Below are 20,597 nucleotides of genomic sequence, written 5' to 3'. Positions count from 1 at the left end.
TTTGTAGGGAGCGTGAAGGCCCTGGAGACATCCCTGGCGCTGACAGAGGCCGCCACCGAGCCGAGCGACGAGGCACTCTGCCACGCCTTCCTGGCCGGTGACGAGGCGGCCTTTGGCACGCTGGTGGAGCGGCACCGGACCCTGGTCTTCTCGCTGATGCGGCGCTACACGACCCGGCCCGAGGACGCGGCGGACCTCGCCCAGCAGGCCTTCCTGCGAGCCCTAGAAGCCTCGCGCCGCGTCTTCTCCCGCTGGAGCCCCTCGGGACCTGCGCCCTTCCGGGCCTGGCTCATCCGCATCGCGCTCAACCTGGCGAAGAACCATGCCCGTCAAGGACGGCGCTGGTTGCAGGTGGTGGACGTGCCGGAGACCGAAGCCCCGGGCGAATCCGCTCACGACACCCTGGAGCGGGCTGAACAGGAGCAGCGGGTCCGCGCGGCAGTGCTCGCCCTGCCCCGCCGTCAGCGCGAAGTCTTGACGCTCCGAGTGGACGGTGGGCTGGGCTTCCGAGACATCGCCGAGACGCTCGGCATCACCGAGACGAACGCCAAGGTGAACTTCCATCACGCCGTGAAGCGCCTCCGGGCGCAGGTGGCCGAAACGCCCGAGGAGGAACGCTGATGACCGCGTGCCGGGACCAAGACGAGTCGCTGACCCTCTTCGCCGCGGGAGCGCTGGAGCCCGAGGCGGAGGCGCGGGTGCGCGCGCACCTGGAATCCTGCGCGGCGTGCCGCTCCGAGGCCGAGGCTCACCGCGAGGTGCTCGGGCTCGCCGCGCTGCCGCCACCGTCTGTGCGGGAGCAGGCCGTGATGGCGGCCTTGCCTCGAACAACAGTGAGCACCTGGCGCCGAGAGCAGGTCCAGAAGGCGGCACGAATGCGGACCGCTGGAGCGCTGATGGCTGCGGCGGCCGTGGTGTTGCTCGCGCTGGGACCCGTGCTTCAACGCCAAGTGACGCCTCAGGCTCCACTCGCCACGCCGGTGGAGACCCCCGCCAGCGTGGCCGAGGAAACGGAGCTGGAGCAGTGGGCGCTCACGGATCCACTGTCCGATGAGCTCGAGCTGTCCGACATGGACCTGGAGGACGCCGAGGACGTCGCCGGGCTCTCGGATCTCGAGCTGGAAGAGCTCCTCTCATCCCCCATTCCTGGAGAGACCCTGTGATGAAGCCCTTTCGACTGGCAGTGCTGACCCTGACCCTGCTCCCCTTGGTGGCGCTGGCCGCGCCGCCCGAGGGTGACGCCGCGGCGAGTGAGGAGCGGCGGACGCGGATGATGCGGGTGGTGGGGTTGGCGGAGGAGTTGGGGCTCGACGAGTCCCAGGCACTGAAGATGGCGGACACGATGCGCCAGTTCGACGAGCGCCGCCGGCCGCTGATGGTGCAGGTGCGCGAGTCCGCGCGGGTGCTCAGACAGGCGGCGCGGGGAGACACGTCAGCGCAGTCACAGGTGGACCAGGCTGTTCAGCGGGTGTTCGAAGCGCGGACCCAGCTCACAGCGTTGGATCGCGACATGTACCAGGCGCTCGCGAAGGACCTGCCTCCGCAGAAGCGGGCACAGCTCGCCATCTTCATGGCCCGTCACGAGGCGAAGATGGCGAAGCTGATGAGGAAGGCTGACCGGGAGGGCCGCCGCGAGGAACGGCAGAAGCGGATGCAGGAGCGCATCCTGCGGATGCAGGAGCGACTGAAGCAGCGCGGCGCGGAAGGACAGTAGCGACCCGGGCCCACTGCCCTACACGCGCACCAGCAGCGCCATCTGGTGCGCGCCAATGCCGATGCCGAAGAGGACGAGATACTTCGTGCGCAGCTCGCGGTGGTGACGGGCCAGGGTGACGGGAATCGACGCGAGCGCCATGTTCCCGCAGTCCTCGAGCGTGTGCAGGTACTCGCGCGGGCGGATCTTCTCGTTCCAGTGGTCGAGCAGCTTACGCGTGGCCTGGTGCGAGATGAGGGTGATGTCCGCCCCAGACAGGCCGTGCTTGCGCAGCAGCCGCTCGACGAGCCTCGGTGGCCCGTCCATGCCACTGTTCAGGAAGGAGCTCAGGCCGAGCGCGGGCTCGAGCCCGTACACAGGCTTGTCGAAGCCGCTCTCGGGACGGGGGCGCATGGTCATGGACCCGTACTCAGCACTGAAGGTGTCCACGGCGTAGTCCACCAGAACGAGCCGCTCCCCGGGCCCGAGCACCGCCGCGCCCGCCCCATCGCCAATACCGAAGGCGTGGCCCTGCGCATGGTCCACGTTGCGCGTCCACCCCGCCCCTACTGCCACGAGGGCCCGCTCCGAGTGCCCCGCGAGCATCGCCTCCCAGGCCAGCACGGCGCCCATGACGAAGTTGGCGAACTCGGCCTGCACCGGGACCACCATCGCATGCGAGCCCAGGCCCACCTGCCGGTGGACCGCGTACAACTCGTTGGGGGTGATGAACTCGGACACGGAGACGTAGCCGTAGAGCCGATCCACCTGCTCCGGCCGGACTCCCGCATCCTCCAGCGCCGCGGTCCCCGCCTTCGCGGTGAGGGCCGCCAGGGACTCACCCGGAGCCAGGCACCGATGCTCCCGGTTGCCGTAGAAGAGTGAGGCCTCGGACAGCCCCTGCGCCCGAGCCTCCTCGCGGATCCGGTCGAAGACAGGGTCGAAACTGGTGCGCACCCGCTCTGGCAGCGCGGCACCAAAGCCCAGGAAGGAAATTGAAGGACGCGTCATCGCCGAGGCGGGCCATAGCACAGCCGGACCTCCACGCGAGGCCTGAATGACCGCGAGGCAAGGAGCCAGGCGGGCGCCGCTGCGAACCCGGCTCCAGGTCGCTATGGAAGGACACTCATGAGCGCACTCTCCCTGAGATACGTGGCCCTGGGCGACTCCTCCGCTGTCGGAGTGGGCGCGCGCAACGGCGGCTACGTGGAGCACCTCATCCAGCGGCTGCGCCGCACCCGGCCGGGCGTGGGCCTGCTCAACCTGGGCGTGAGCGGAGCCACCAGCGGTACGGTCCTCTCCGGCCAGCTTCCCAAGGCCATTCGTTCCCGTCCCCACGTGGTGACGCTCGCGGTGGGCATCAACGACCTGTGGCGCGGCGTGGAGCCCCATCAGCTCGAGTCCAACCTCGAGCAGATCGCGCGCGGCCTGGTGTCCACGGGCGCCCCGGTGGTGCTGGCCAACCTGCCCGACATGTCACTCGCGCCCGTAGCGCGGCTGGCGACGCACTTCCTCCCGCTCGAGCTGATCGCTGCCCGCATCGCTGCTTTCAACGAGGCGGTCGCCCGCGTGGTGTCCCGCCATGGCCTGTTCGGCGTGGACCTCTACTCCCCCAGCCGCGTGGAGCTGTCGGGGAGCGCCGACTACTTCTCGGCCGACGGCTTCCACCCCTCGGACACGGGCTACCAGCGGATGGCGGAGCACTTCTGGCCCGTCCTGCTCCAGGCCGCCGAGCGCGGCGTCAGCTCAGAGCAGGCCACTGGGTGACACCCCGCCGGGGGTCACGGCGGTACGGCTCCTCCGTCCCTCGAGCAGGTAGGTCGTCATCTCGCCCTTGCCCTTGATGGGGATGCGGCCCCGCTCGGTGAAGACGTATTTGTTCGCCGTGCAGAGGGTTTGTTCGTCCTGCACCCGACCCCCCCAGGAAGCGCTACTCGTGCTTGCGCGCGTCCTGCTGCGGTACCGGAGGCTGCTTGCGCAACGCCTTCTGGCCAAGGCGCGAGTAGTTGATGGACTCGCCGAGGATGCGGGCCGCCTCTTGCGGCGCGTGGAAGCCGTTGGAGTTCTCCGCCTCCACGAAGTCCAGGTAGAACTGGGCCTTGCGCTGGAAGCCGCGAGCTTCCGCCAGCTCGACGTCGGAGGCACCCGCCAGCTTGCGCTCCTTGAGGTCGTGGATGAGGTCCACCAGCGCATCCATGGCCGTGTTGCGCAGCGCGTGGTGCCGGTCCTGGAGGGTCTCCACCCGGTTCTTCATCTCCTCCTCGGACCACTTGTGGCACGTCTGGCAGGCCCGGTTGATGTTGAGCAACGGGCTGCGCACGTGGTGGTCGCTGATCTTCATCGCGCCCTCGCGCTTGTAGGCCATGTGGCAGTCGGCGCAGGCCACTCCCGAGCGGGCATGGATGCCCTGGTTGTACATCTCGAACTCGGGGTGCTGGGCCTTGAGCGCCGGGGCTCCCGTCTCGGCGTGGACCCAGTCCTTGTGCCCGTTCTCCTCGTAGTAGGCCATGATGTTGTCGATCTTCAGACCCTTGGCCCACGGGTACGTCAGCCGCTTCTCTGGGCCCTTGAAGTAGTATTCGACGTGGCACTGGCCGCAGACGTACGAGCGCATCTCCTGGCGCGTGGCCTGCGCGTTCACGTCGTAGTTCTGCACGCCCTGGCCCGCCTTGAGCGCGCGCATGCCCTCGATGAAGCCGGGTCGCGTCACCCGAAGCGCCATCGTCTTCGGGTCGTGGCAGTCGATGCACGCCACCGGGTGCTCCACCAGCTTGCGCGCCTCCATGTAGGGCATCTGGTTCATCTTCTCGAAGCCCTTGATGAGGTCTCCGTCTCCCAGCTTCTTGTAGGGCAGGTAGACCGAGCCGTGGCAGTGCATACACGTGCCGGGCTGCTTCGTGACGTGCTGGCGCTCGGTGAGCGTCTGGTCGTCCAGCATGTATGCGTGGCCGCGCTCCTCACGGAAGTCCACCGCGAAGGCATAGCCGGCCCACATCGTCTTGAGGCGCGGATCCTCCTCGAGGCGCGACTGGGCCACCACCGAGCGTGGGTCCGCCTCGGTGGGCGTGTGCGGCACCGCCTCGCTGCCACCGTACTTCGTGCGCACCTGGTCCACCGTGCGCTTGTAGTCGTCGTACTGCAGGGGGAAGTTCTTCCCCCAGACGGCCGGGTCCTCGATGGTGTCGTCCAGCTCCACCACCCGGTAGAAGGGGTTGCGCGCCTCCTGTTTGCGCTCGGAGATGTTCACCAGCAAGGCGGTGGCCGCCACCGCGCCCGCGGCCGCAATGACCGCTGTGAGGATGACGAGCCGGATCCTCCGGAGCCTCGGCTCCGGTTGTGTCGTGGGGTTGCTCATGGTCTGGACTCCTGCGCCGTCAGCCCGGGCTGGCCGAGCCCTTCCGGGTGGCCCACCGAGTTGTGGCAGCGAAGGCACGAGGTCTCCGCGGCGCCGTGCGGAGCCTCGAGCGGCTCCACCAGGTCGACGTGGCACTTACGGCACGCCTGCTCCGTCACCTCCCGGTTACCGGGGCGGATCTGGATGGGCTCATGGAAGTTGCCGGTGGTGAAATAGAACGAGTGCCAGAAGCCATTGGACGCCTTGGTCGCGTACTTGCCGACCAGACCCGACGGCGTGTGGCAGTCGTTGCAGGTGGCCACCGCGTGGTGGCTCGACTTCATCCAGCCCTCGTACTGCTCGCGCATGACGTGGCAGTTGGCGCAGGAGGCTGGGTCGTTCGTGAGGTACGCGTAGCCCTTCGCGTAGGTAAAGGTGAACCCCCCGATGCCGAGGGCGAGGCCCACGCACGCGCCCAGTGCGATGAACAGCCAGGTCCGGGCGCCCAGGGCACCTCTCACCGTTCTGTCCGCCTCTCGTTCCATGGCCCGTCGCGACTTCAATTCCCGGGCCACGGGTGTCCGCCCGGAAACCCTGCTTAAGAGATGCAGGATTTGCGCGGGCGGGGCGGAGGCGTGGTGAAACTTGCGCGAGGCGTCAGGGCTCGCCCACTGCGTGCACCTGGAAGTCGTCGAACCAGACGCCGGCGATGGGCGTGAGCAGTCCCGCGAGTCCCTCACCCTTGAGGGCCGCCGAGTCCGCGTCCGTCACCGACAGGCGGACCTCTCCATCCACCGAGGCCGACAGCCGCACCGGACCCGAGCCCCACACAGACAAGGTGAGTGTCGCGGCATCCCATGGAGACGCCTGACCGCTGAGGGCCTCGCCGAGCACGGTGAAGCTCCCGCCCCGGTAGCGGCGGAGCTGAATGCGCCCCTCCGGCAGCAGCACGAGCGCATAATGAGAATCTCCCGAAGCGCGCATCACGACGCCGGCCTCGTCCACGGCGAAGGCCTGTAGCCGCGCCTCCACCCGGCAGTCCTCACACCGCGAGGACTGCGCGAGGGCGAGGTTGTTCCCATTCGAGTAGTCGAGGTCGCTGATGGCCCACTTGCCGTCCGTCCGCCACAACCCGCTCAGCGACCACTCGGGCCCGAGGCTGTTCGACGAGCTGCGAGAGAAGGCATCGTTGAAGAGGAGCTGTCCGAGCTCTGGCTCCGAGTCCGGAGGTGGCTCTTCCTCGGGCTCGTCCCCGCCGCCCGGCGCGGGGAGGGCCACGCGGACCACGTTTCCGCGGGAGTTGGCGTCGGGGGCCTCGCCGAAGAAGCAGGGCACCTCGGATGAGCCCTCTGGCAATGTCTCCGGGGCGTTGGGATAGCCCTTGTAGGTCGAGCGCGAGTCGAGCACCACCGGCTCGCTGAAGCGCCCATCCTTCAAGACCCGGGCGTGCACCTCATAGGAGACGTTGGGCCGACGCATGACGTTGTAGAACACGTACAGCGTGTTGCCGATGCGCGTGGCGGCGGCCTGCATCGCCCAGTCAGGCGAGCTCTCCAGCAACGTGCGCGGGCCGAACGTGGAGCCATCGAAGTAGCGATAGTAGAGGCGCTCCGTCTCATCCTTGTAGACGAGGTGCATTCCGCCACGGCCGTCCGCGACCGCGCTCAACGCGGCCCCGTGGTAGATGCCCTCGGAGAAGGCGTTGCGAACGGAGCTCCAGGAGTCCAGCGGATCGCCATCGTTGCGGACGCGGATGCGCGTGGGCTCGAAGCCATCATGCATGGCGTAAATGAAAACGAGCTTCGAGCCGAGGCTCAGCAGCCGTCCGCCTCCACGGCGCTTCACCCGACCCAGACTCGACTGGCGCTGGAAGCTCGCCCCGCCATCCGTGGAAACGGACACCACCGCGGTGGAACCGCCATCCGACTCCAGCCGGAAGGCCTGCACCCACAACCGACCCCGCGAGTCGCGCGCGAGTTGCGCCCGCGAATAGGCCGTGGCGTCGTTGGCATCGAAGACGCGCACCGCCGGCTGGGGTGCCCAGTCATGCGTGTCCGGCCGGTAGCGCCACCACTGGAAGTACACGTCGTGCCGGCTCGAGGCATTCAGGCTCGGCGCCTCGAACGAATAAACAAGCGCCACGTCCCGGCCCACCGCGAGCACGTCCGCGCGGTCCGCGTGGCTCGCGTCCGGCTGAATGGCGGCGGCGAAGCGGTAGGTGCGCCCGCCATCATCCGAGCGGAAGAAGGACAACCCCCGCCCTTCGGCCCCCCCCTGCTGCACGGTCAGCAGCCAGGTAGGCGGGCGCCCTCCTCCTGTATCAATACGCACCGCGTGACGATGAGCCGGCAAGGTGAGCGCGTTGCCTGCGCTCACTGGAACCACAGGCGCCGTGCTCGCAAGCAGCGTCGTGAGCAGCGCCATTGAAAACCCTACCATCCAGACCCCTCCCCATGTCGCGCGAGACAAGCTAAGGCGCTCGGGAGCAGGAGAAAAGCACTTGGTCCCCCGGGGCAGGCCCTCGGTAAAAGGCGCAACGCACCGCGCCACCGTGACCTCGCGAGGCTCAACTCGTCCGGTGATATTCGGACACCAGCCCCAGGTCGCGTCGGATGCGCGCGGCGGACGCGTGCATCCCTGCATCCTCCAGCCGATGGACGGCCCACGTGAGCGCCTCGTCCTCTCGGGAGACGAGGATGTACGGATAGGCCGGCCGCCTCATATACAAAACAACATTCATCGCCAGTTGGATGAGAGGCGATTGGGTGACATAGGCGATACCGAGCAACGTCCGCTCCACGCGCTCTTCATGGTGCTGCAGCCACTCTGCCAAGCGTTGGCGCTGATGGGTCGACAGACCGCCGGCTCTGCTCAAGTCCATGAGGAGGACATGCGGCTGATTCCGACTCAGGGACCTGGCTGCCTGAGCGAGGAACTCCTCGAACTCCTGACTCAACGCATCTCCCACGAGCCGGTTGATGAGCAGCGGCCAATGCGAGTCATCGAAGGAAAAGTAGGGAGCAGCACGTGTGCCCACGGACCAGCCCTCCTCTCGAGCATGAAACCGAAGTGGAGCTGGATGCCCCCCCTTACATCGACGGCACCACGCATTCTGCCAGGGCGCATGCCCGGACGAGCACACCCTGGCCCCTTCTTCTTCTCGGATGTGTCTGAAAAGAATCGGTCCCCGGCGCCTACCGGATTTCGATGAAGGGGCTGTCGTCCTGAGGCGTGGAGGAGCGGGTGCCGGACGAGCCACCAGGCCGCTGCACCGGAGCGCCCCCCACCGCTCTCTTCGGCGGGACGCGGTTCGGCGGCTCCGCGAGCCGACCCATGACCATCCCAATGAGCGCCGAGCCGAACATGGCCAACAGCCCCGCGAACGCAAAGAGCAGGACCCAGCGCCACGCCTTGCGGCGAGGTGGAGCGCTCTCCTCCTGGGATGGAGGCACGGACTTCTTCGCGGGAAGGGCGCGCTCACGGACAGCGGGCACGCGCTTCTCAATGGGAGCAGCGGGCGCCGGCTCGGCGAGCCGGACAGGGATGACCGGAGGCTCCTGACGGACCGCCACGGGACGGGGAGCAGGCACCTGGGCCGGCTCGGGCTCTTCGGCCAGCGCGACCGCGACTCGTGGGCCCATCGCGGCAGGAGCGACGGTCACCTTCGCGGGTGCAGGAACGCTCGCTACGGGGACACGAAGAGGCGTCGCCGCCCGCGGCGCGGGAGGAGGCTCTGGGACCGACTCCTCGACCCGCTCCGCCGGAGCCTCCGCAACCAGCGCAGCGGCGAACTCCCGGCAGGAGGCGAAGCGCCGCTCCGGCTCCAGTGCCATGGCCCGGAGGATGGCCGCGACCAGCCCTCGCTCGAGCCCTGGGTGTGCCACGTCCGGAGGCACGAAGTCCGCCCGGACGATCTTCTCCATGATGTTGAAGTCGCTCTCGCCCTGGAAGCAGGGCTTCCCGGTGGCCAGCTCGTAGAGCGTCACCCCGAGCGAGAAGATGTCTGAGCGCAGGGTGACGTCCCGAGCCTCGCGGATCTGCTCCGGGCTCATGTACTGCGGGGTGCCCATGCGCGCCCCGGTGCGCGTCGTCGGCCGGCCTTCCGTCCCGGACACCTTCGCGATGCCGAAGTCGAGGATGCGCACCACCCTCCGGCCATATGACTGCTCCAGAAAGATGTTGGAGGGCTTGAGATCCCTGTGGATGACGCCCTGCTCGTGGGCGAACCCCATGCCCTCCAGCACCTGCCGAAAGATGTCGCGCACCTCGTCCGCAGGAGGAGGCTGCGTTGCCCGAGCGAGGTATTTGTCGAGCGACTCGCCTTCCAGGTAGTCCATCACCAGGCCCGCGACGCCAGGGGCCGCGACCACATCCGTGATGCCCAGGATGTTGGGGTGCTTCAGACGAGCCTGGATGCGGCCCTCGTCGAGGAAGCGCGTCCGCAGCTCCGCGTTCCCCACCAGCTCGGGGTCCAGCACCTTGAGGGCATGGACACTGCCCAGGGCCACATGACGCACCTTATAGACGCGCGCCATACCGCCGCCGCCCAGCTCGCGCTCGACCTCGTAGCGCTCGACCACGTTCCCCGGGCTCAACATGCGGCGACTCTACTCCAGTTAGAAGAACTCCCAGGGGCCCACACGCTGTCCTCGCTTGCGCTTGGCGGCGATGCAGTACGCGTCGATGGTGAAACCGATGTACCCCAGGAACCACAAACACACTCCCAAGGGCGCATTCGCCAGCGCCACAGCGGACAGTCCCAGGCAAAGCAGGCCCTTGAGCGTCTGCCCGTTATAGAGCTGCCCGAACCCGGAGACGCACAGCAGGCTCAGGAACACGGCCAGCCCGGGGGAGGCACTGGAAGCGAGGGCACTCGCCTGGGGCGCCGGCTGTGAGCGCAGGGTGTTGACCGGAGGGCGCTGGAGCGCCGACGGAGGCACGGGCGCGAGGGCTGATGGCGCCTGCTCCGACCGTTCAGGCGAGGGAGCGGACGTGGCCTCGGTTGCACGCTGGGCTGGAGCAACCGGCGGGGTGTACGTCTGCGCGAAGGCGGACTCAGGCACTGGCTCGGGTACGTCGGGTCTGGATGGGGAGTTCCCCACCTGAGTCACGGCATACGAGCGGGACGGTTTCGGGGGAACCGAGGGGTCCGCGTCGAGGAGCTTCTCCAGGGCCGCGCGGAAGGCAGCGCAATCCTGGAAGCGCTCGGCGGGGTCCACCGCCAGGGCCTTGCGGATGCATCCCGCGATGACGGGATTCAGGCCACCCACGACACGCTCGGGGGGCTCGTAGGTGCCCTCCACGATGCTCTTCATCGTGTCGTAGTCGCTCGACGAATGGAACGCGACCCGTCCCGTGGCGGCCTCGTAGAGGATGGCGCCCAGCGCGAAGATGTCGGTGCGCGCATCCACCTCACCGGCCCCGCGGATCTGCTCCGGGCTCATGTACAGCAGCGTGCCCATGCGAGCGCCGGCCTGCGTGCGCGCCCTGCCTCCCGTCCCCTCCCCCTCCAGCATCTTGGCGATACCGAAGTCCGTCACCATGGGCTGGAGCCGGCCCCGGCTGTCCCTGCCCATGATGATGTTGTCCGGCTTGAGGTCTCGGTGGACGACGTTGTGATGGTGCGCCTCTTCAATGGCGTCCAGCACCGGCAGGAACACCTCGAGGAGTACCCGGGGCTCCAGCCCCTGGCCCCGGCAGAACTCACTGAGCGTAGGGCCCTCGATGTAGTCCATCACCAGACCCGCCACGGGGTTGGTGACGATCTCCGTCACCTGGACAATGTGGGGGTGGCGCAGGCGCGCCTGGATGCGGCCCTCGGCGAGAAAACGTGCGCGGACGTCGTCGTTCCTCGCCAGGTCCGCGTTGAGCACCTTCAGGGCATGCGTGCTGTGCAGCCCGAGGTGACGCACCTCGTACACAGCGGCCATGCCGCCCTGCCCGAGCAGCCTCACCACCTCGTAACGGCCATCCAGCTGCGTCCCTGGCTGGAGGAGATTCATGTCCCCCTGCATACGTCCATCCGTCATGGCGATTGCCTCCGCCTATCCCAGCAGCCCAAGCACGCCCGACTTGTCGGGGCCGGAGGTGAGCACGTCCTGGGGCGTGCACTCGGGGCACCCGTTGGCGCACTTGCAGTTGGCCAGGATGGCCCGGACCCACTTGAATGTGTCGTCGACGAGCGCCAGGTCCAGCGCCTCGGCCACGCCCATCCCCTGGAGGTGCCGGTCCACCACCACGATGCCGGCCGGAGCCTCCGGGAACATGCCCGCCCCTACCGGTACCACGTCCATGTCCTCGTCATTGGAGAGCAGGTGTGCCACCAGCACTCCGTCCGCCGAGCGCGCCAGATGGACGAGCACCTGGGGCGTGGTGGCCGCGGGGAAGAAGATGCCGCGCACGCGGGTGCGATAGCGACAGCTCACCGCGCCCACGTCCACCCGGCCCGGCCGCCCCACCTGCGAGTAGCCGGTGACGCTCTCCACCACCGTCGCCTCCAGGGTGCACACCTGGTACACGCACCGCCCGGTGCGCACCGTCTGCGGAGACTCCACCACGGTGGCGGACTCGAACTGGATGCGCAGCTGCGGCTTCGTGAGCGGCCTGTCGTTGGGCACCGGCTTCACGCGCAGCTCGTTGCGCTTGGTGTCCAGCGAGTGCAGCGGCACCTCGTAGCGCGCGTCGCCCACAGCGAACACGCGGCCCGGGTAGTAGCGCGTCTCCACCAGCAGCCGATCCACCTCCGTGAGGAGCTGGCCGCTGTGCACATCGAGGATGCGCACCACCTGCTCGCTCACGGTGCGCCGCAGCGGGTTGACGGACTCGGACAGGCCAGCAGGGACGACAGGGCTGCGCACGGGCTCGCGGCCCTGGGGCAGGCGCACCACGTGCCGCTCGGGCCGGAACTTCGGCCCCAGCACCTGCTCCACGCGCGAGCGGCCGAAGACAGCGGCCAGGGACTCCACATCCTGCGAGCCCTCTTGCATGGCAGCCTTGAGGTGGGCCGTGGCCAGCGCGCCGTTGTGATAGCCCACCAACGGGCGTGGCGGCAGCAGCATGCCGTGGCGGGACAGCCCGTCCAGGTTGCCATCGCGCGTGAGGAAGCGCGTCACCGGGTTGTCGGCGAGACCCCACAACGCGTCATGAGCCTGACCGTCCGCCAGCGGCACTCGGTGAGGGAGCGCCCGGTATGCGGCCACCAGCCAGGCCTCGTCCAAGGTGCCTACGGAGGCCACGCCGAAGAGTGACACGTCCCGGACGAAGCGCAGCTCGCCGCCCCAGAAGTCCACGGCCTTGAGATCGAAAGCGCCTCCCGGGTCCCCCACCGAGGCAGGCAGCTTCGCCCCCACCACCGGCTCCAGCGCCCGGCGCACCCAGGGTGTACCGGGCTGGGCGCGAAAGCCCTCGGCCACGCGCCAGACACGCACGGGGGCCGCTGCGCGTGGGGTGAAGGGCACCTCGCGCACGGAGATGCCTGGGAACATCTGCTCCACCAGCCCTCGCGTGCCCGCGCCACCTACGCCCGTGGCCAGCACGTTCCACCGAGCCCCAGCCGCCGACAGCGCCAGCTCCAGCCGCCGCAAGGTGAACATGCGGTGCGTGGACGCGAGCGGCGTTCCTCGGTCCACACGCGACAACAGCACCAGCCCCACGGAGCGGGCCCACAACCGGCCACAGCCGCCCCGCGTCTCGGAGAGCGCGCGGATGCCCCCGGCGGACAGTTGCTCCACGTCCAGGAAGACAGCGGCTGGCATCCGGTTACCCGCGAAGGCCTCGCGCATCGCCGCCTCGCCGGCCAGCAGCGGCCCCGAGGGCCATGAGCCACTGCGCGTGATGGCCTCGAGCACCGCGTCACGCAGCGCCTCGGGCTCGTCGCTGATGACGAGGCACGGCAGGCCCTCACGCTGCAACGCGAGCAGCACGCACGAGGTGAGGAAGTGGCGCTCCGTCGGATCCGGCAGGTCGCCCACGAGCCAGCCCTGGGTGGGCGTGCTCCACGCACTGGCGATCTCCTCCAACGCCCGAGGCGGAGCCCCGGTGGCACCCGAGTCCCGCCAGGCAGCGGCGCTCCAAGCCGGAGCCGAATCCGCATTGGCCGTGCCCTGCGTCGCGAGCAGCGGGCGCCCATTGGCCTCAATGGCACCCAACTTCCGCCACATCCCCGGCACGTCCGCGCGCGGAAGCACAGGCGTCTGGGGCTGCGGAGCCTCCTCCTTCACGGGCGGAGGCGCGAGGCGCTCGGCACGCGTCCATACCGCGAGCGCCATGCTCAACATGGGCAGCACGGCGGCCAGGTCGAGCAACGCGCGAGGTTTCTCCAGGCCCCACGCCCTATTCACCGCGATGAGAGACAGGACGGGCACCGCCACCAGGACGACCGCCAGCGGATCCGCGAGCGGCACGCGGAAGGACGTGAGGCTCTTGTGGTTGGACTCCTGGAACGCGAACACCGCCGTCGCGAGGAGGAACGCAGCGGCATGGGGCAGGGCCAGAAGCAGGACTGCATCCGCGGGGAACCAGGTCCCCTGCACCGTCAACGAAGCGCCGAACGGGAGCGGGAGCTGGGGCAACTTCGTGAGCGCGTCGAGCCAGCCGAGCGGCCCGCCCTGCATGGAGGCACTCGCGGCCTCCACCAGGCGGGTGACGAGCACGAGCCCCAAGGAGACAAGAACAGCCTTACCCACGGGAAGCGCGGCACGGCGCCAGCGGGAGTTGGGACCGGGGCCCACCACCAGCGCCGCCAACACCCAGGCCAACAACGGCGTGGCGAGTACCAGCAACCAGACCCATAGGTAGACGGTCCCTTCAGAGAACAGATGCGGGAGTTTCACGGTCATCGCGCACCTCGAGGGGCGGCCGCGGCCGGCTGCGACAGGGAGCGAGCCCCTCGCGACAGCTCTTCCACGGAGAAGCCCTCCCAGGTGCGCAGGAAGATGACCCGCGCGGCCTTCGAGGGAGACCAGAGGACGGGAAGCCGCGTAGGCACGTCCCGGAGGCCCGCATCCAGCGTGTCGCGTCCGGCCGACGGAGCGATGACGAAGCCCTCGCCCGGACGCAGCCCGAGCACCGGATCCCCATGCGCGTTCAGCGGCTGGCATGGCGGAGCGAGCACCGCCCCCATCCTCGCCCCGAAGTCGCGCAGCACATCCGCCGCCTGCTGGCCACCCTCGGGGTCATCCAACACACTGCGCTCGCCCATCGGCTGTACCTGACGCCGGCTCAGCTCGGCGATGCGCTCAGGGTCTCCGCACGGGACGTCCTCGAGCAGTCCGCCCGCGGGCCAGGCACCTTCGAGAAGACGATCGGCCCAAACGCGGTCCTCGGAAATCTCGCGGCGGGCAGCGATCCACCGGCTGATGACCTCCGGGGGCACCAGTGAGCCGTGCAACAGCCCTCCCGCGCCGAGCAACTGCCCGAGGTCATCCAACCGGGCCTCGGCGGCCGGAGTCACCCCGAGCGCCAGCAACTCCTGACGCTTGCGATCCCTCGCCTCCAACAGCGCGTGACGCACGGCCTGCAGCCGGGCCACGGCGTTCTCCAGCGCGAGGATGGCACCGCGGCGGGCACGCTTGCGACGCACCACGAGTTGCAGCTCCGCCTGCTTCGCGCGCCGCCCTCCCCCGCCCCGGCTGACCAGCGACTCCAGTGCATCACGCCGGAGCTTCAGCACGCGGCGCACTTCCTTCCGGGTGTGATTGCCGACGAAGTAGAGCCACCCGCCTCCGGCACCCAGCGCGGCGAGCACTCCGACAATCCACGGCATGGGCTCGTGCCAGTCGAAGCGCGGGGAAGGCGAGGACAACACCTGGGCATGCCCGGGGCTATTGCCCGTGGAAGCCGCTGCCGGAGTCATGAAGGACAGTGTGCCGAACGAGACACCCAGCAACACGGCCAGCGCGAACGCCGCCGCCGCTGCCAGCGCCATCCTTCGCGAGGGCAGCGCCATCAGGGCGTGCTCCAGCTCCTCCCGGTGCGGATCCACTGGAGGACCCGGCGGCTGGGATGGATCCAACTTCCGCAGCGTCGAGTCCTCCTGGGCCTGCTCGTCGTGCAATTGCGCAATGACGCGCTTGAGCCCCTGCTCCACAGCGGGGAGCTGCGACAGGCCCGACGTGGGCCCGAGCGAGGCGTCGAACACCGCCTGAATACCCTGCTCCACCGCGGTGGCCACCTCAGCCTCGGCGCGGTCGAGCGCGCGAAAGGTCTCGTCGGTACGGGCCTGGTCCACAGTGGTAGGCGCGGCCTCCACCGAGGCGGGCTTGAAGAGCCCGGAGTGACGGGCGCGGATCTCCTCGGGCGTATCAAGTGGCCCCACATGGATGTCCGCGGGCAGGTCCACCGGAGAGCGGGACAGCTCGGCGGCGAGACGCCGGGAGAGCTGTGCGGCCTGGCCCTCGACGAAGGGCGACAACCACCGGTCCCACTGGAGCGCGGAGACGGCGCCCATGGCCAGGGTGGCATCCGTCCCGGGCTCCTGCACACGCTCCACCAGCACGCCGAGTCCGTCATAAGCAGCACGGGCGGCGGCATAAGCGCGCAGACGCGACTCGGGCAGCTCCACCGACGCCAGCGAGACGAAGCCCACGAGGCCTTCATCCCGTGCCGGGTGGGCCAGACGGCGAGACACCTCGTCCTCGGTGCGCAGGCCCGAGGCCACCATGCCGAGCGCGAAGGACGCGCAGGTGGACACCATCTCCTCGGAGGTGAGCGTGCCCGCGGCGGTCTGCTGGGACACGACCCAGATGCGGGCCAGCAGGGGGAACACGGGACGGGCGCGAGCCCAGCTCTCCAGGGCAGCCAGTCGCGCGAGCGCCACGGACGCCCTCGGGTTGGACAGCGCCGGCACCTGCACCACAAGGTGAAGCGTGGCGGTGCGCTGCTCCGGCGGCCGGTCCGGAGGGAACATGGCCCCATAGCCCTCGGCCAGCAGACGCGCGGCCTGATCACACGCGACGAGCAAGTCCTGGTCACCGCCCTGCAGCGCGGCGGCAAAGGCGATGAGGTCCAGCCGCTGGTCGCGCCGCTCGCCCGAGCCACGGCCCGCGCGCAACAGGTCCTCCAGCAGGGGCTGAAGCCCGGCCGCTACGCCCGAGGGCTCACAACGCAGCACGCCCAGCAGCGGTGAAGAGGCCTCCAGGGACTGGAGGGCGCGGCCGATGACCTCCTGGCCGAAGCGCCCCAGTCCGAGGAGGACGGTGGGGTACGAGACGGCGGCGTCCAAGCTAGCTCCTCAGCTCGGCGGCGAGCGCCTCGACCACGGTGCGCTCGTCCTGGAGGAAGCGACGCTCGGCATCCTTCTGCTCGGAGACGGCGCGCGCATAGGCCTCGGTGAGGCGACGCTGGTGGGCCTGCACCTCCTCCAGCAGCTTGTTGCGCGCGGGCCGCTCCGCCGTCGCCGTCAGCCACGAGTCACGGGCGTTCTTCTCCAGGTCTCCGCGCAGCACAGGGTCCAAGGCCTCGAAGGCCTCGAAGGCCCGCGCTCGGTCCGGCGCCAGCTTGTTCTTCGTGCCGGCGAAGCTCCAGTGGTAGCCCTCGTCGTCGCGCGAGATGCCGCCGAACAGGGCACACAGGGTGAAGGCACGCAGGCGACTCTCGCGGGCCTCGCGGGAGGCCTGGGCGGAACGCTCAGCGGAGCGGCGCTCCTCGGCACGCTTGAGCTCCACCGGATCCAGATCCGGCAGGCCCGGCGAGGACTCCCAGGTCGCCTCGATGTGCAGCGGGTAGGTGCGGTTCTTGTCGTCGCGCACGCGCTTGTAGCCGGAGTACAGGTCGGACTGGACGTTCTTGAACCAGTACACGGGCACGCCGAGCAGCGCGCGGTAGAGCACCAGCGAGTCGCGCTCCTCCCAACCCGCCACGCGGTTCGTACCGGACACCACGCCCTTGAGGACGCTCCAGAGCGAGCCCTCCTCATCGCTGGCGTACTTGTCGTGCAGGCCGGCGTAGAAAACATCCGCGGGCGTCACGGTGGGATCATCGCGGCGCGTGGCATCGATGTGCGCGAGCAGCACGCACTCGTCAGACAGCCGCTTGAGCCGGTCCTCGATGCCACGGCGAACCTCGGTGGCGGACACGGCGCGCAGCTCGTCCTCCAACTTGCCCTTGCGGCGCAGCTCCTCCAGGTCCTTTCCGGTCTTGTGCAGGGCGATGTAGCGCTGCTCGAGGTCCAGACCCGAGGCCAGGTCGAGCCCCATCTCCTCCATCACCCGGCCGTAAACCTGAAGAGCCTGGGCCTCCAGCCTGCCGCGCACGTGCGTGACGATCTCATTGGCGTCGCGGGCACGGAGCTGACCGCTGGGGTCTCGCACCGGGGTGAAGGCCTCGGTGACGGAGTCGAAGATATCGGCCACGCGGAAGTTCGCGTCGCTGTCGAGCTTGTGGGCGTAGAACTCCTTCCACAGCCGCTCGCGGCGACGGTCGTCACGGAGCACCTCGGCGTCCAGGTAGAACTGCGCCACATCGGAAGCGGGGTCCACCGCGGCCGGGTCCTTGCGGAAGCGCTCGGCCTGAGACTCGGCGTCACGAGCGCGCTCGTCGGCCACCTGGGCCACCTTGCGGAACGACTCCAGCCGAGCCTCTGCGTCCTTGCGCAGCTCGCTCTCAAAGGACTTCCAGAAGAAGCGCTTGATCTCGTCGCGGAACTCGTTGGCCCAGCTCTCCACCTTGGCCACGGCGCGCAGCTTGGCGGTGGCGAAGGCCTTGTTGTCCCGGTCTGTGAGGCTCTGGAAGAAGCCGGGCTGCGCCTGCTTCGCCATCTCCGAGTCGAGCCGAGCAATCTCCTGACGCAGCTCGGGGCTGTCCAGGTCGGGCGGAGTGCCGTCAGCCTTGAGGTAGGCGCCCTCCTCCGGGTCCTTGAACGGGACGATGAAGGACTGCTCCAGCAGGCGCACGAGGAAGAGCCGCTGGGCAATGGGGTTGACCTCGTACTCCTTGAAGAAGGACTCGAAGAAGCGGCCGGTGCGCACGTCGCCGCGCTGGGCCTCGAGGTACTCGCCGCACACACGGGCGCGCGACTCGTCCTTGGCCCGCCGCAGCACCGCGATGGCTCGGCTCAGCGAGGGATTGCCCGGGTTGATGGACTGCTTCTCCACATCCGGGATGTCGATCTGCTCGTCCAGCCGCCCGAAGATGGCCTCCAGCTTCTCGCGGAAGGCCTCGGCCAGGTTCTTCCCGCCCTTACCAATCTGCTGCTGGATTCCGTAGAACTGACCCTTCTCGTCGCGGCGCTCCTCCTCGGAGGCACGGAAGGCGACGTAGCCCTTGAACTTCTCGTCGATGCGGCGGTTCTTCTCGTTGACCTCAAGCCGCTGGAAGGCCGGATCCCCGTAGGGCACCTGGAAGTCCGGATGGTCCGCGCCGAAGCAGAGGAACTGCCGGAAGGCGCTCGCCACGTAGCGCAGGCCCGCGTACTTGAGGATGTCGCGGCGAGGCAGCTGCAGCAGCGCGGTGCCAAACGAGCCGTAGTGCACGGAGAAGTGGCCCAGGGCCAGCTTCTTCTGGTGCTTCTCGTAGTTGTCGTACTCACCGGCCTGCGCGCCGAGCAGCGGCGAGAAGATCTGCAGGTAGCAGGCGTCGGCCACCGCGTTCTCATACTTCTCGATGGAGAGCTGGTCGGGCCGATCGATGAGGTAGGTGAGCGTGAAGGGGCGCTCGGCGACGACCTGGCGGTCACGGTCTTGGCTGCCCGGGTCGTAGTGGAATTCGATCTCGCCCGAGCCGCCCGCGTAGTCGAGCTGGCGGTTGAGGAACTCCAGCTCCTTCAGAGCGGAGTAACCGTTGGCGAGGATGTCCGGGTGGAGTTGGGGCTTCACCTTGTCGAGGAAGGCAGTGGGCAGGGTGAGCACGCCCGTCACGTTCGGCCGGCCCCAGCCCGCGTCGCTCACCATGCGCCGCAGCAAGTAGGCCATGGGCAGGAAGCCGCCCGAGCCGGTACCACCCGCCACCGAGCCATAGAGCATGACGCGGACGACGCGGTTCTCATTGTCGCGCCAGGGGTTCTCGCGGCGGGTGGACTCGTCGAGCAGCTTCTGGAGGGCCTTGCGGATGCCGCGCCGGTCCTCCTCGAGGTTGTAGTAGAGGCGCAGGCGGCTCTCCATGCGGATCTGCCCGGCGCCGGCACCCTGGGTGGAGCGGAACTGGTACGTGGAGGGAACCCACTGGGTGACGAGCGGATCCTCCTGGAGCTCACGCTGACCGCGCTTGCGCTCGATATAGGCGCGCGCGTCGAAGGCGGAGATGAGGAAGCGGTTCTCGACGGGGACGTCCTTGAGCTTGTCGAGGTCGTCCTTGTTGGTGTCGATGGCCACGAAATGGGTCATCGACTTGATGCGCTCCCAGTTGGGATGGCGGCGCAGCCGGCCGGCGAGCAACTGGACGATCTTCCCGCCGTTACCACCGAGTCCCACGAACAAGGTCGGGTTGAACTTCTCCGTCGCGAGCAGCCCCAAGAAATCCCCCTTCGATCAGCTCCACTGCAGGTAGAGAGCAGGCGCATGCTATAGCATGCGCTGCCCGAACCCGAGGGACCTTGCTTGCTGGCCGAGGTGGCTGCACTGAGAGTCCCACTCAGGGACGGTACGAAGAAGGGCACGCACCGATTTCATCACCGGGCCAGCCCACCAGCTTACTCGGCGGCGCCTACTTCGAATCTGGAAGTTCCGGTTCATCCGGCAGGCGAGTTCGCAAGAACCTCCAGCCCTTCGGGCCGTTGTTGACCACGGTGAACCCCTGCCCCGCGATGGTGACAAGGGCGCCATCCGCGACCCTTCCACTGGCGAGGACCGCATCCGCTTCTTCCCGCGTCGCGAACGCATGCTCAACAACCAGCGGCTTGCCGGCAATGAAGTCCCGGAAGTAGGCGCGGTAATCCTCCAGCTTGTCGATGTCTCGGACATAGAGCAGCGCCACCGCAGCGATTCGGAGGGCCTCATCCTCCGGCGAGCCGTTCGGGAACTTGTCACTCACGGTGCCGAGCACCTTCATGACGGCGTCGACATCGAAGTTCGAATTGTAGGGCATCGGAGCACCAGGTTAGAGGGCCAAGGGAGCAAGGATCAGCGCGCCAGAACCACCTGTCGTGATGACGAAGGCAACGCCGGCGATGATGACGACCGTTCCAAGAGCCACCTCGGCCTTGTGATTCCTAATCCAATCAATCGCCTCGTCCACACGCGAGAACTTCAAATCCTTCGCCTTATTCTCGTTTGCCTTTTCGCACTCGTTGTAATGCTTGCGACATTCCCTGGTGCAGTACTCACGAAACCATCCATCCCTCTTCGTATGAGGATACGGAAGAGGCTCAGCGTTCCAGCACTCGTTGAAACACTCGCGTTCCTCTGCTTCGCAGTTACGAAAACCAGAGCCACCCGTGCCAAGAGAGATACCCACCCCGGATGCATCCTCGGAAATGACGTAGACTCTCCGCTCTGGCCGTTGCGTATGCGCGCACCCGGAGATGGCCAGCATGCTGGCTATCAAGAGAGCAATCCACCTCACGGTTCCTCCCTGGACTCGAGTATCCCATCATGCTGCCGCCCTCATCCTATGTTCCCAACGCCTAGCAAGAGCAAG

General features: G+C 68.3%; 17 protein-coding genes. 4 read left to right on the top strand and 13 right to left on the bottom strand.

Annotated elements, in window-relative coordinates:
- The first annotated feature begins 12 nt into the window (after nucleotides 1-12).
- From F0U60_RS16795 to F0U60_RS16785, 3 genes are read left to right on the top strand one after another with little or no spacing between them, the layout of a single operon-like run.
- Nucleotides 13-621 carry an RNA polymerase sigma factor gene (locus tag F0U60_RS16795; protein WP_395820742.1) on the top strand — a complete coding sequence of 203 codons (609 nt, stop codon included), beginning with the start codon at nucleotides 13-15 and terminating at the stop codon, nucleotides 619-621.
- Nucleotides 621-1,163, top strand: a complete 543-nt coding sequence (locus F0U60_RS16790; RefSeq protein WP_395820739.1) for an anti-sigma factor family protein — start codon at nucleotides 621-623, stop codon at nucleotides 1,161-1,163. The genes F0U60_RS16795 and F0U60_RS16790 overlap by 1 nt, the downstream gene beginning before the upstream one ends.
- A complete protein-coding gene (locus F0U60_RS16785; RefSeq protein WP_395820737.1) occupies nucleotides 1,163-1,714 on the top strand; it encodes a hypothetical protein in 552 nt (183 codons plus the stop codon). The genes F0U60_RS16790 and F0U60_RS16785 overlap by 1 nt, the downstream gene beginning before the upstream one ends.
- Nucleotides 1,715-1,732: 18 nt before the next feature.
- On the opposite strand, the gene F0U60_RS16780 is transcribed toward F0U60_RS16785, so the two are convergent.
- The gene (locus tag F0U60_RS16780; RefSeq protein WP_395820734.1) at nucleotides 1,733-2,704 is read right to left on the bottom strand and encodes a 3-oxoacyl-[acyl-carrier-protein] synthase III C-terminal domain-containing protein; all 972 of its coding nucleotides are present in this window, start codon (nucleotides 2,702-2,704) and stop codon (nucleotides 1,733-1,735) included.
- Nucleotides 2,705-2,821: 117 nt separating this feature from the next.
- Between F0U60_RS16780 and F0U60_RS16775 the strand changes: the two genes are divergently transcribed.
- Nucleotides 2,822-3,460: an SGNH/GDSL hydrolase family protein gene (locus tag F0U60_RS16775; protein WP_395820731.1), complete on the top strand. Its 639-nt coding sequence runs from the start codon at nucleotides 2,822-2,824 to the stop codon at nucleotides 3,458-3,460.
- Here the strand turns inward: F0U60_RS16775 and F0U60_RS16770 are convergent.
- The 12 genes from F0U60_RS16770 to F0U60_RS16715 all read right to left on the bottom strand — a co-directional run bounded on the left by F0U60_RS16770 (nucleotide 3,440) and on the right by F0U60_RS16715 (nucleotide 20,522).
- The gene (locus F0U60_RS16770; RefSeq protein ID WP_395820729.1) at nucleotides 3,440-3,604 is read right to left on the bottom strand and encodes a hypothetical protein; all 165 of its coding nucleotides are present in this window, start codon (nucleotides 3,602-3,604) and stop codon (nucleotides 3,440-3,442) included. The genes F0U60_RS16775 and F0U60_RS16770 overlap by 21 nt on opposite strands.
- A 19-nt stretch (nucleotides 3,605-3,623) precedes the next feature.
- Nucleotides 3,624-5,048, bottom strand: coding sequence for an ammonia-forming cytochrome c nitrite reductase subunit c552 (locus tag F0U60_RS16765; RefSeq protein ID WP_395820726.1), 1,425 nt, complete (start codon nucleotides 5,046-5,048; stop codon nucleotides 3,624-3,626).
- The gene (nrfH, locus tag F0U60_RS16760; protein ID WP_395820723.1) at nucleotides 5,045-5,572 is read right to left on the bottom strand and encodes a cytochrome c nitrite reductase small subunit; all 528 of its coding nucleotides are present in this window, start codon (nucleotides 5,570-5,572) and stop codon (nucleotides 5,045-5,047) included. The genes F0U60_RS16765 and nrfH overlap by 4 nt, the downstream gene beginning before the upstream one ends.
- Nucleotides 5,573-5,684: 112 nt before the next feature.
- Entirely contained in the window at nucleotides 5,685-7,466 is a 1,782-nt protein-coding gene (locus tag F0U60_RS16755) for a hypothetical protein (RefSeq protein ID WP_395820720.1), read from the bottom strand.
- 127 nt (nucleotides 7,467-7,593) lie between these two features.
- Nucleotides 7,594-8,064: an STAS/SEC14 domain-containing protein gene (locus F0U60_RS16750; protein ID WP_395820718.1), complete on the bottom strand. Its 471-nt coding sequence runs from the start codon at nucleotides 8,062-8,064 to the stop codon at nucleotides 7,594-7,596.
- Nucleotides 8,065-8,221: 157 nt separating this feature from the next.
- On the bottom strand, nucleotides 8,222-9,625 hold the full coding sequence (locus tag F0U60_RS16745) for a protein kinase (RefSeq protein ID WP_395820715.1): 1,404 nt from the start codon (nucleotides 9,623-9,625) through the stop codon (nucleotides 8,222-8,224).
- Between the two features lie 18 nt (nucleotides 9,626-9,643).
- Nucleotides 9,644-11,056, bottom strand: coding sequence for a serine/threonine protein kinase (locus tag F0U60_RS16740; RefSeq protein WP_395820712.1), 1,413 nt, complete (start codon nucleotides 11,054-11,056; stop codon nucleotides 9,644-9,646).
- 15 nt (nucleotides 11,057-11,071) lie between these two features.
- Nucleotides 11,072-13,864: a Zn-binding domain-containing protein gene (locus tag F0U60_RS16735; protein ID WP_395820710.1), complete on the bottom strand. Its 2,793-nt coding sequence runs from the start codon at nucleotides 13,862-13,864 to the stop codon at nucleotides 11,072-11,074.
- Nucleotides 13,861-16,248, bottom strand: coding sequence for a hypothetical protein (locus tag F0U60_RS16730; RefSeq protein ID WP_395820708.1), 2,388 nt, complete (start codon nucleotides 16,246-16,248; stop codon nucleotides 13,861-13,863). The genes F0U60_RS16735 and F0U60_RS16730 overlap by 4 nt, the downstream gene beginning before the upstream one ends.
- A gap of 1 nt (nucleotide 16,249) precedes the next feature.
- Nucleotides 16,250-19,474, bottom strand: coding sequence for a tubulin-like doman-containing protein (locus F0U60_RS16725; protein ID WP_395820705.1), 3,225 nt, complete (start codon nucleotides 19,472-19,474; stop codon nucleotides 16,250-16,252).
- 190 nt (nucleotides 19,475-19,664) lie between these two features.
- Nucleotides 19,665-20,045: a hypothetical protein gene (locus F0U60_RS16720; RefSeq protein WP_395820702.1), complete on the bottom strand. Its 381-nt coding sequence runs from the start codon at nucleotides 20,043-20,045 to the stop codon at nucleotides 19,665-19,667.
- Nucleotides 20,046-20,057: 12 nt separating this feature from the next.
- Entirely contained in the window at nucleotides 20,058-20,522 is a 465-nt protein-coding gene (locus F0U60_RS16715) for a hypothetical protein (RefSeq protein WP_395820699.1), read from the bottom strand.
- Between the last annotated feature and the right edge of the window lie 75 nt (nucleotides 20,523-20,597).

The sequence above is a fragment of the Archangium minus genome (genome assembly GCF_044360475.1).
Taxonomy (GTDB): domain Bacteria; phylum Myxococcota; class Myxococcia; order Myxococcales; family Myxococcaceae; genus Archangium; species Archangium minus.
This window is presented reverse-complemented; position numbering and strand designations above follow the sequence as displayed.

What these genes read in the sequence shown, in the direction of transcription:
- F0U60_RS16775 (WP_395820731.1), top strand. Translation starts at nt 2,822, where the DNA reads ATGAGCGCACTCTCCCTGAGATACGTGGCCCTGGGCGACTCCTCCGCT.
- F0U60_RS16740 (WP_395820712.1), bottom strand. Translation starts at nt 11,056, where the DNA reads ATGACGGATGGACGTATGCAGGGGGACATGAATCTCCTCCAGCCAGGG.
- F0U60_RS16745 (WP_395820715.1), bottom strand. Translation starts at nt 9,625, where the DNA reads ATGTTGAGCCCGGGGAACGTGGTCGAGCGCTACGAGGTCGAGCGCGAG.
- F0U60_RS16755 (WP_395820720.1), bottom strand. Translation starts at nt 7,466, where the DNA reads ATGGTAGGGTTTTCAATGGCGCTGCTCACGACGCTGCTTGCGAGCACG.
- F0U60_RS16790 (WP_395820739.1), top strand. Translation starts at nt 621, where the DNA reads ATGACCGCGTGCCGGGACCAAGACGAGTCGCTGACCCTCTTCGCCGCG.
- nrfH (WP_395820723.1), bottom strand. Translation starts at nt 5,572, where the DNA reads ATGGAACGAGAGGCGGACAGAACGGTGAGAGGTGCCCTGGGCGCCCGG.
- F0U60_RS16780 (WP_395820734.1), bottom strand. Translation starts at nt 2,704, where the DNA reads ATGACGCGTCCTTCAATTTCCTTCCTGGGCTTTGGTGCCGCGCTGCCA.
- F0U60_RS16735 (WP_395820710.1), bottom strand. Translation starts at nt 13,864, where the DNA reads ATGACCGTGAAACTCCCGCATCTGTTCTCTGAAGGGACCGTCTACCTA.
- F0U60_RS16765 (WP_395820726.1), bottom strand. Translation starts at nt 5,048, where the DNA reads ATGAGCAACCCCACGACACAACCGGAGCCGAGGCTCCGGAGGATCCGG.
- F0U60_RS16720 (WP_395820702.1), bottom strand. Translation starts at nt 20,045, where the DNA reads ATGCCCTACAATTCGAACTTCGATGTCGACGCCGTCATGAAGGTGCTC.
- F0U60_RS16785 (WP_395820737.1), top strand. Translation starts at nt 1,163, where the DNA reads ATGAAGCCCTTTCGACTGGCAGTGCTGACCCTGACCCTGCTCCCCTTG.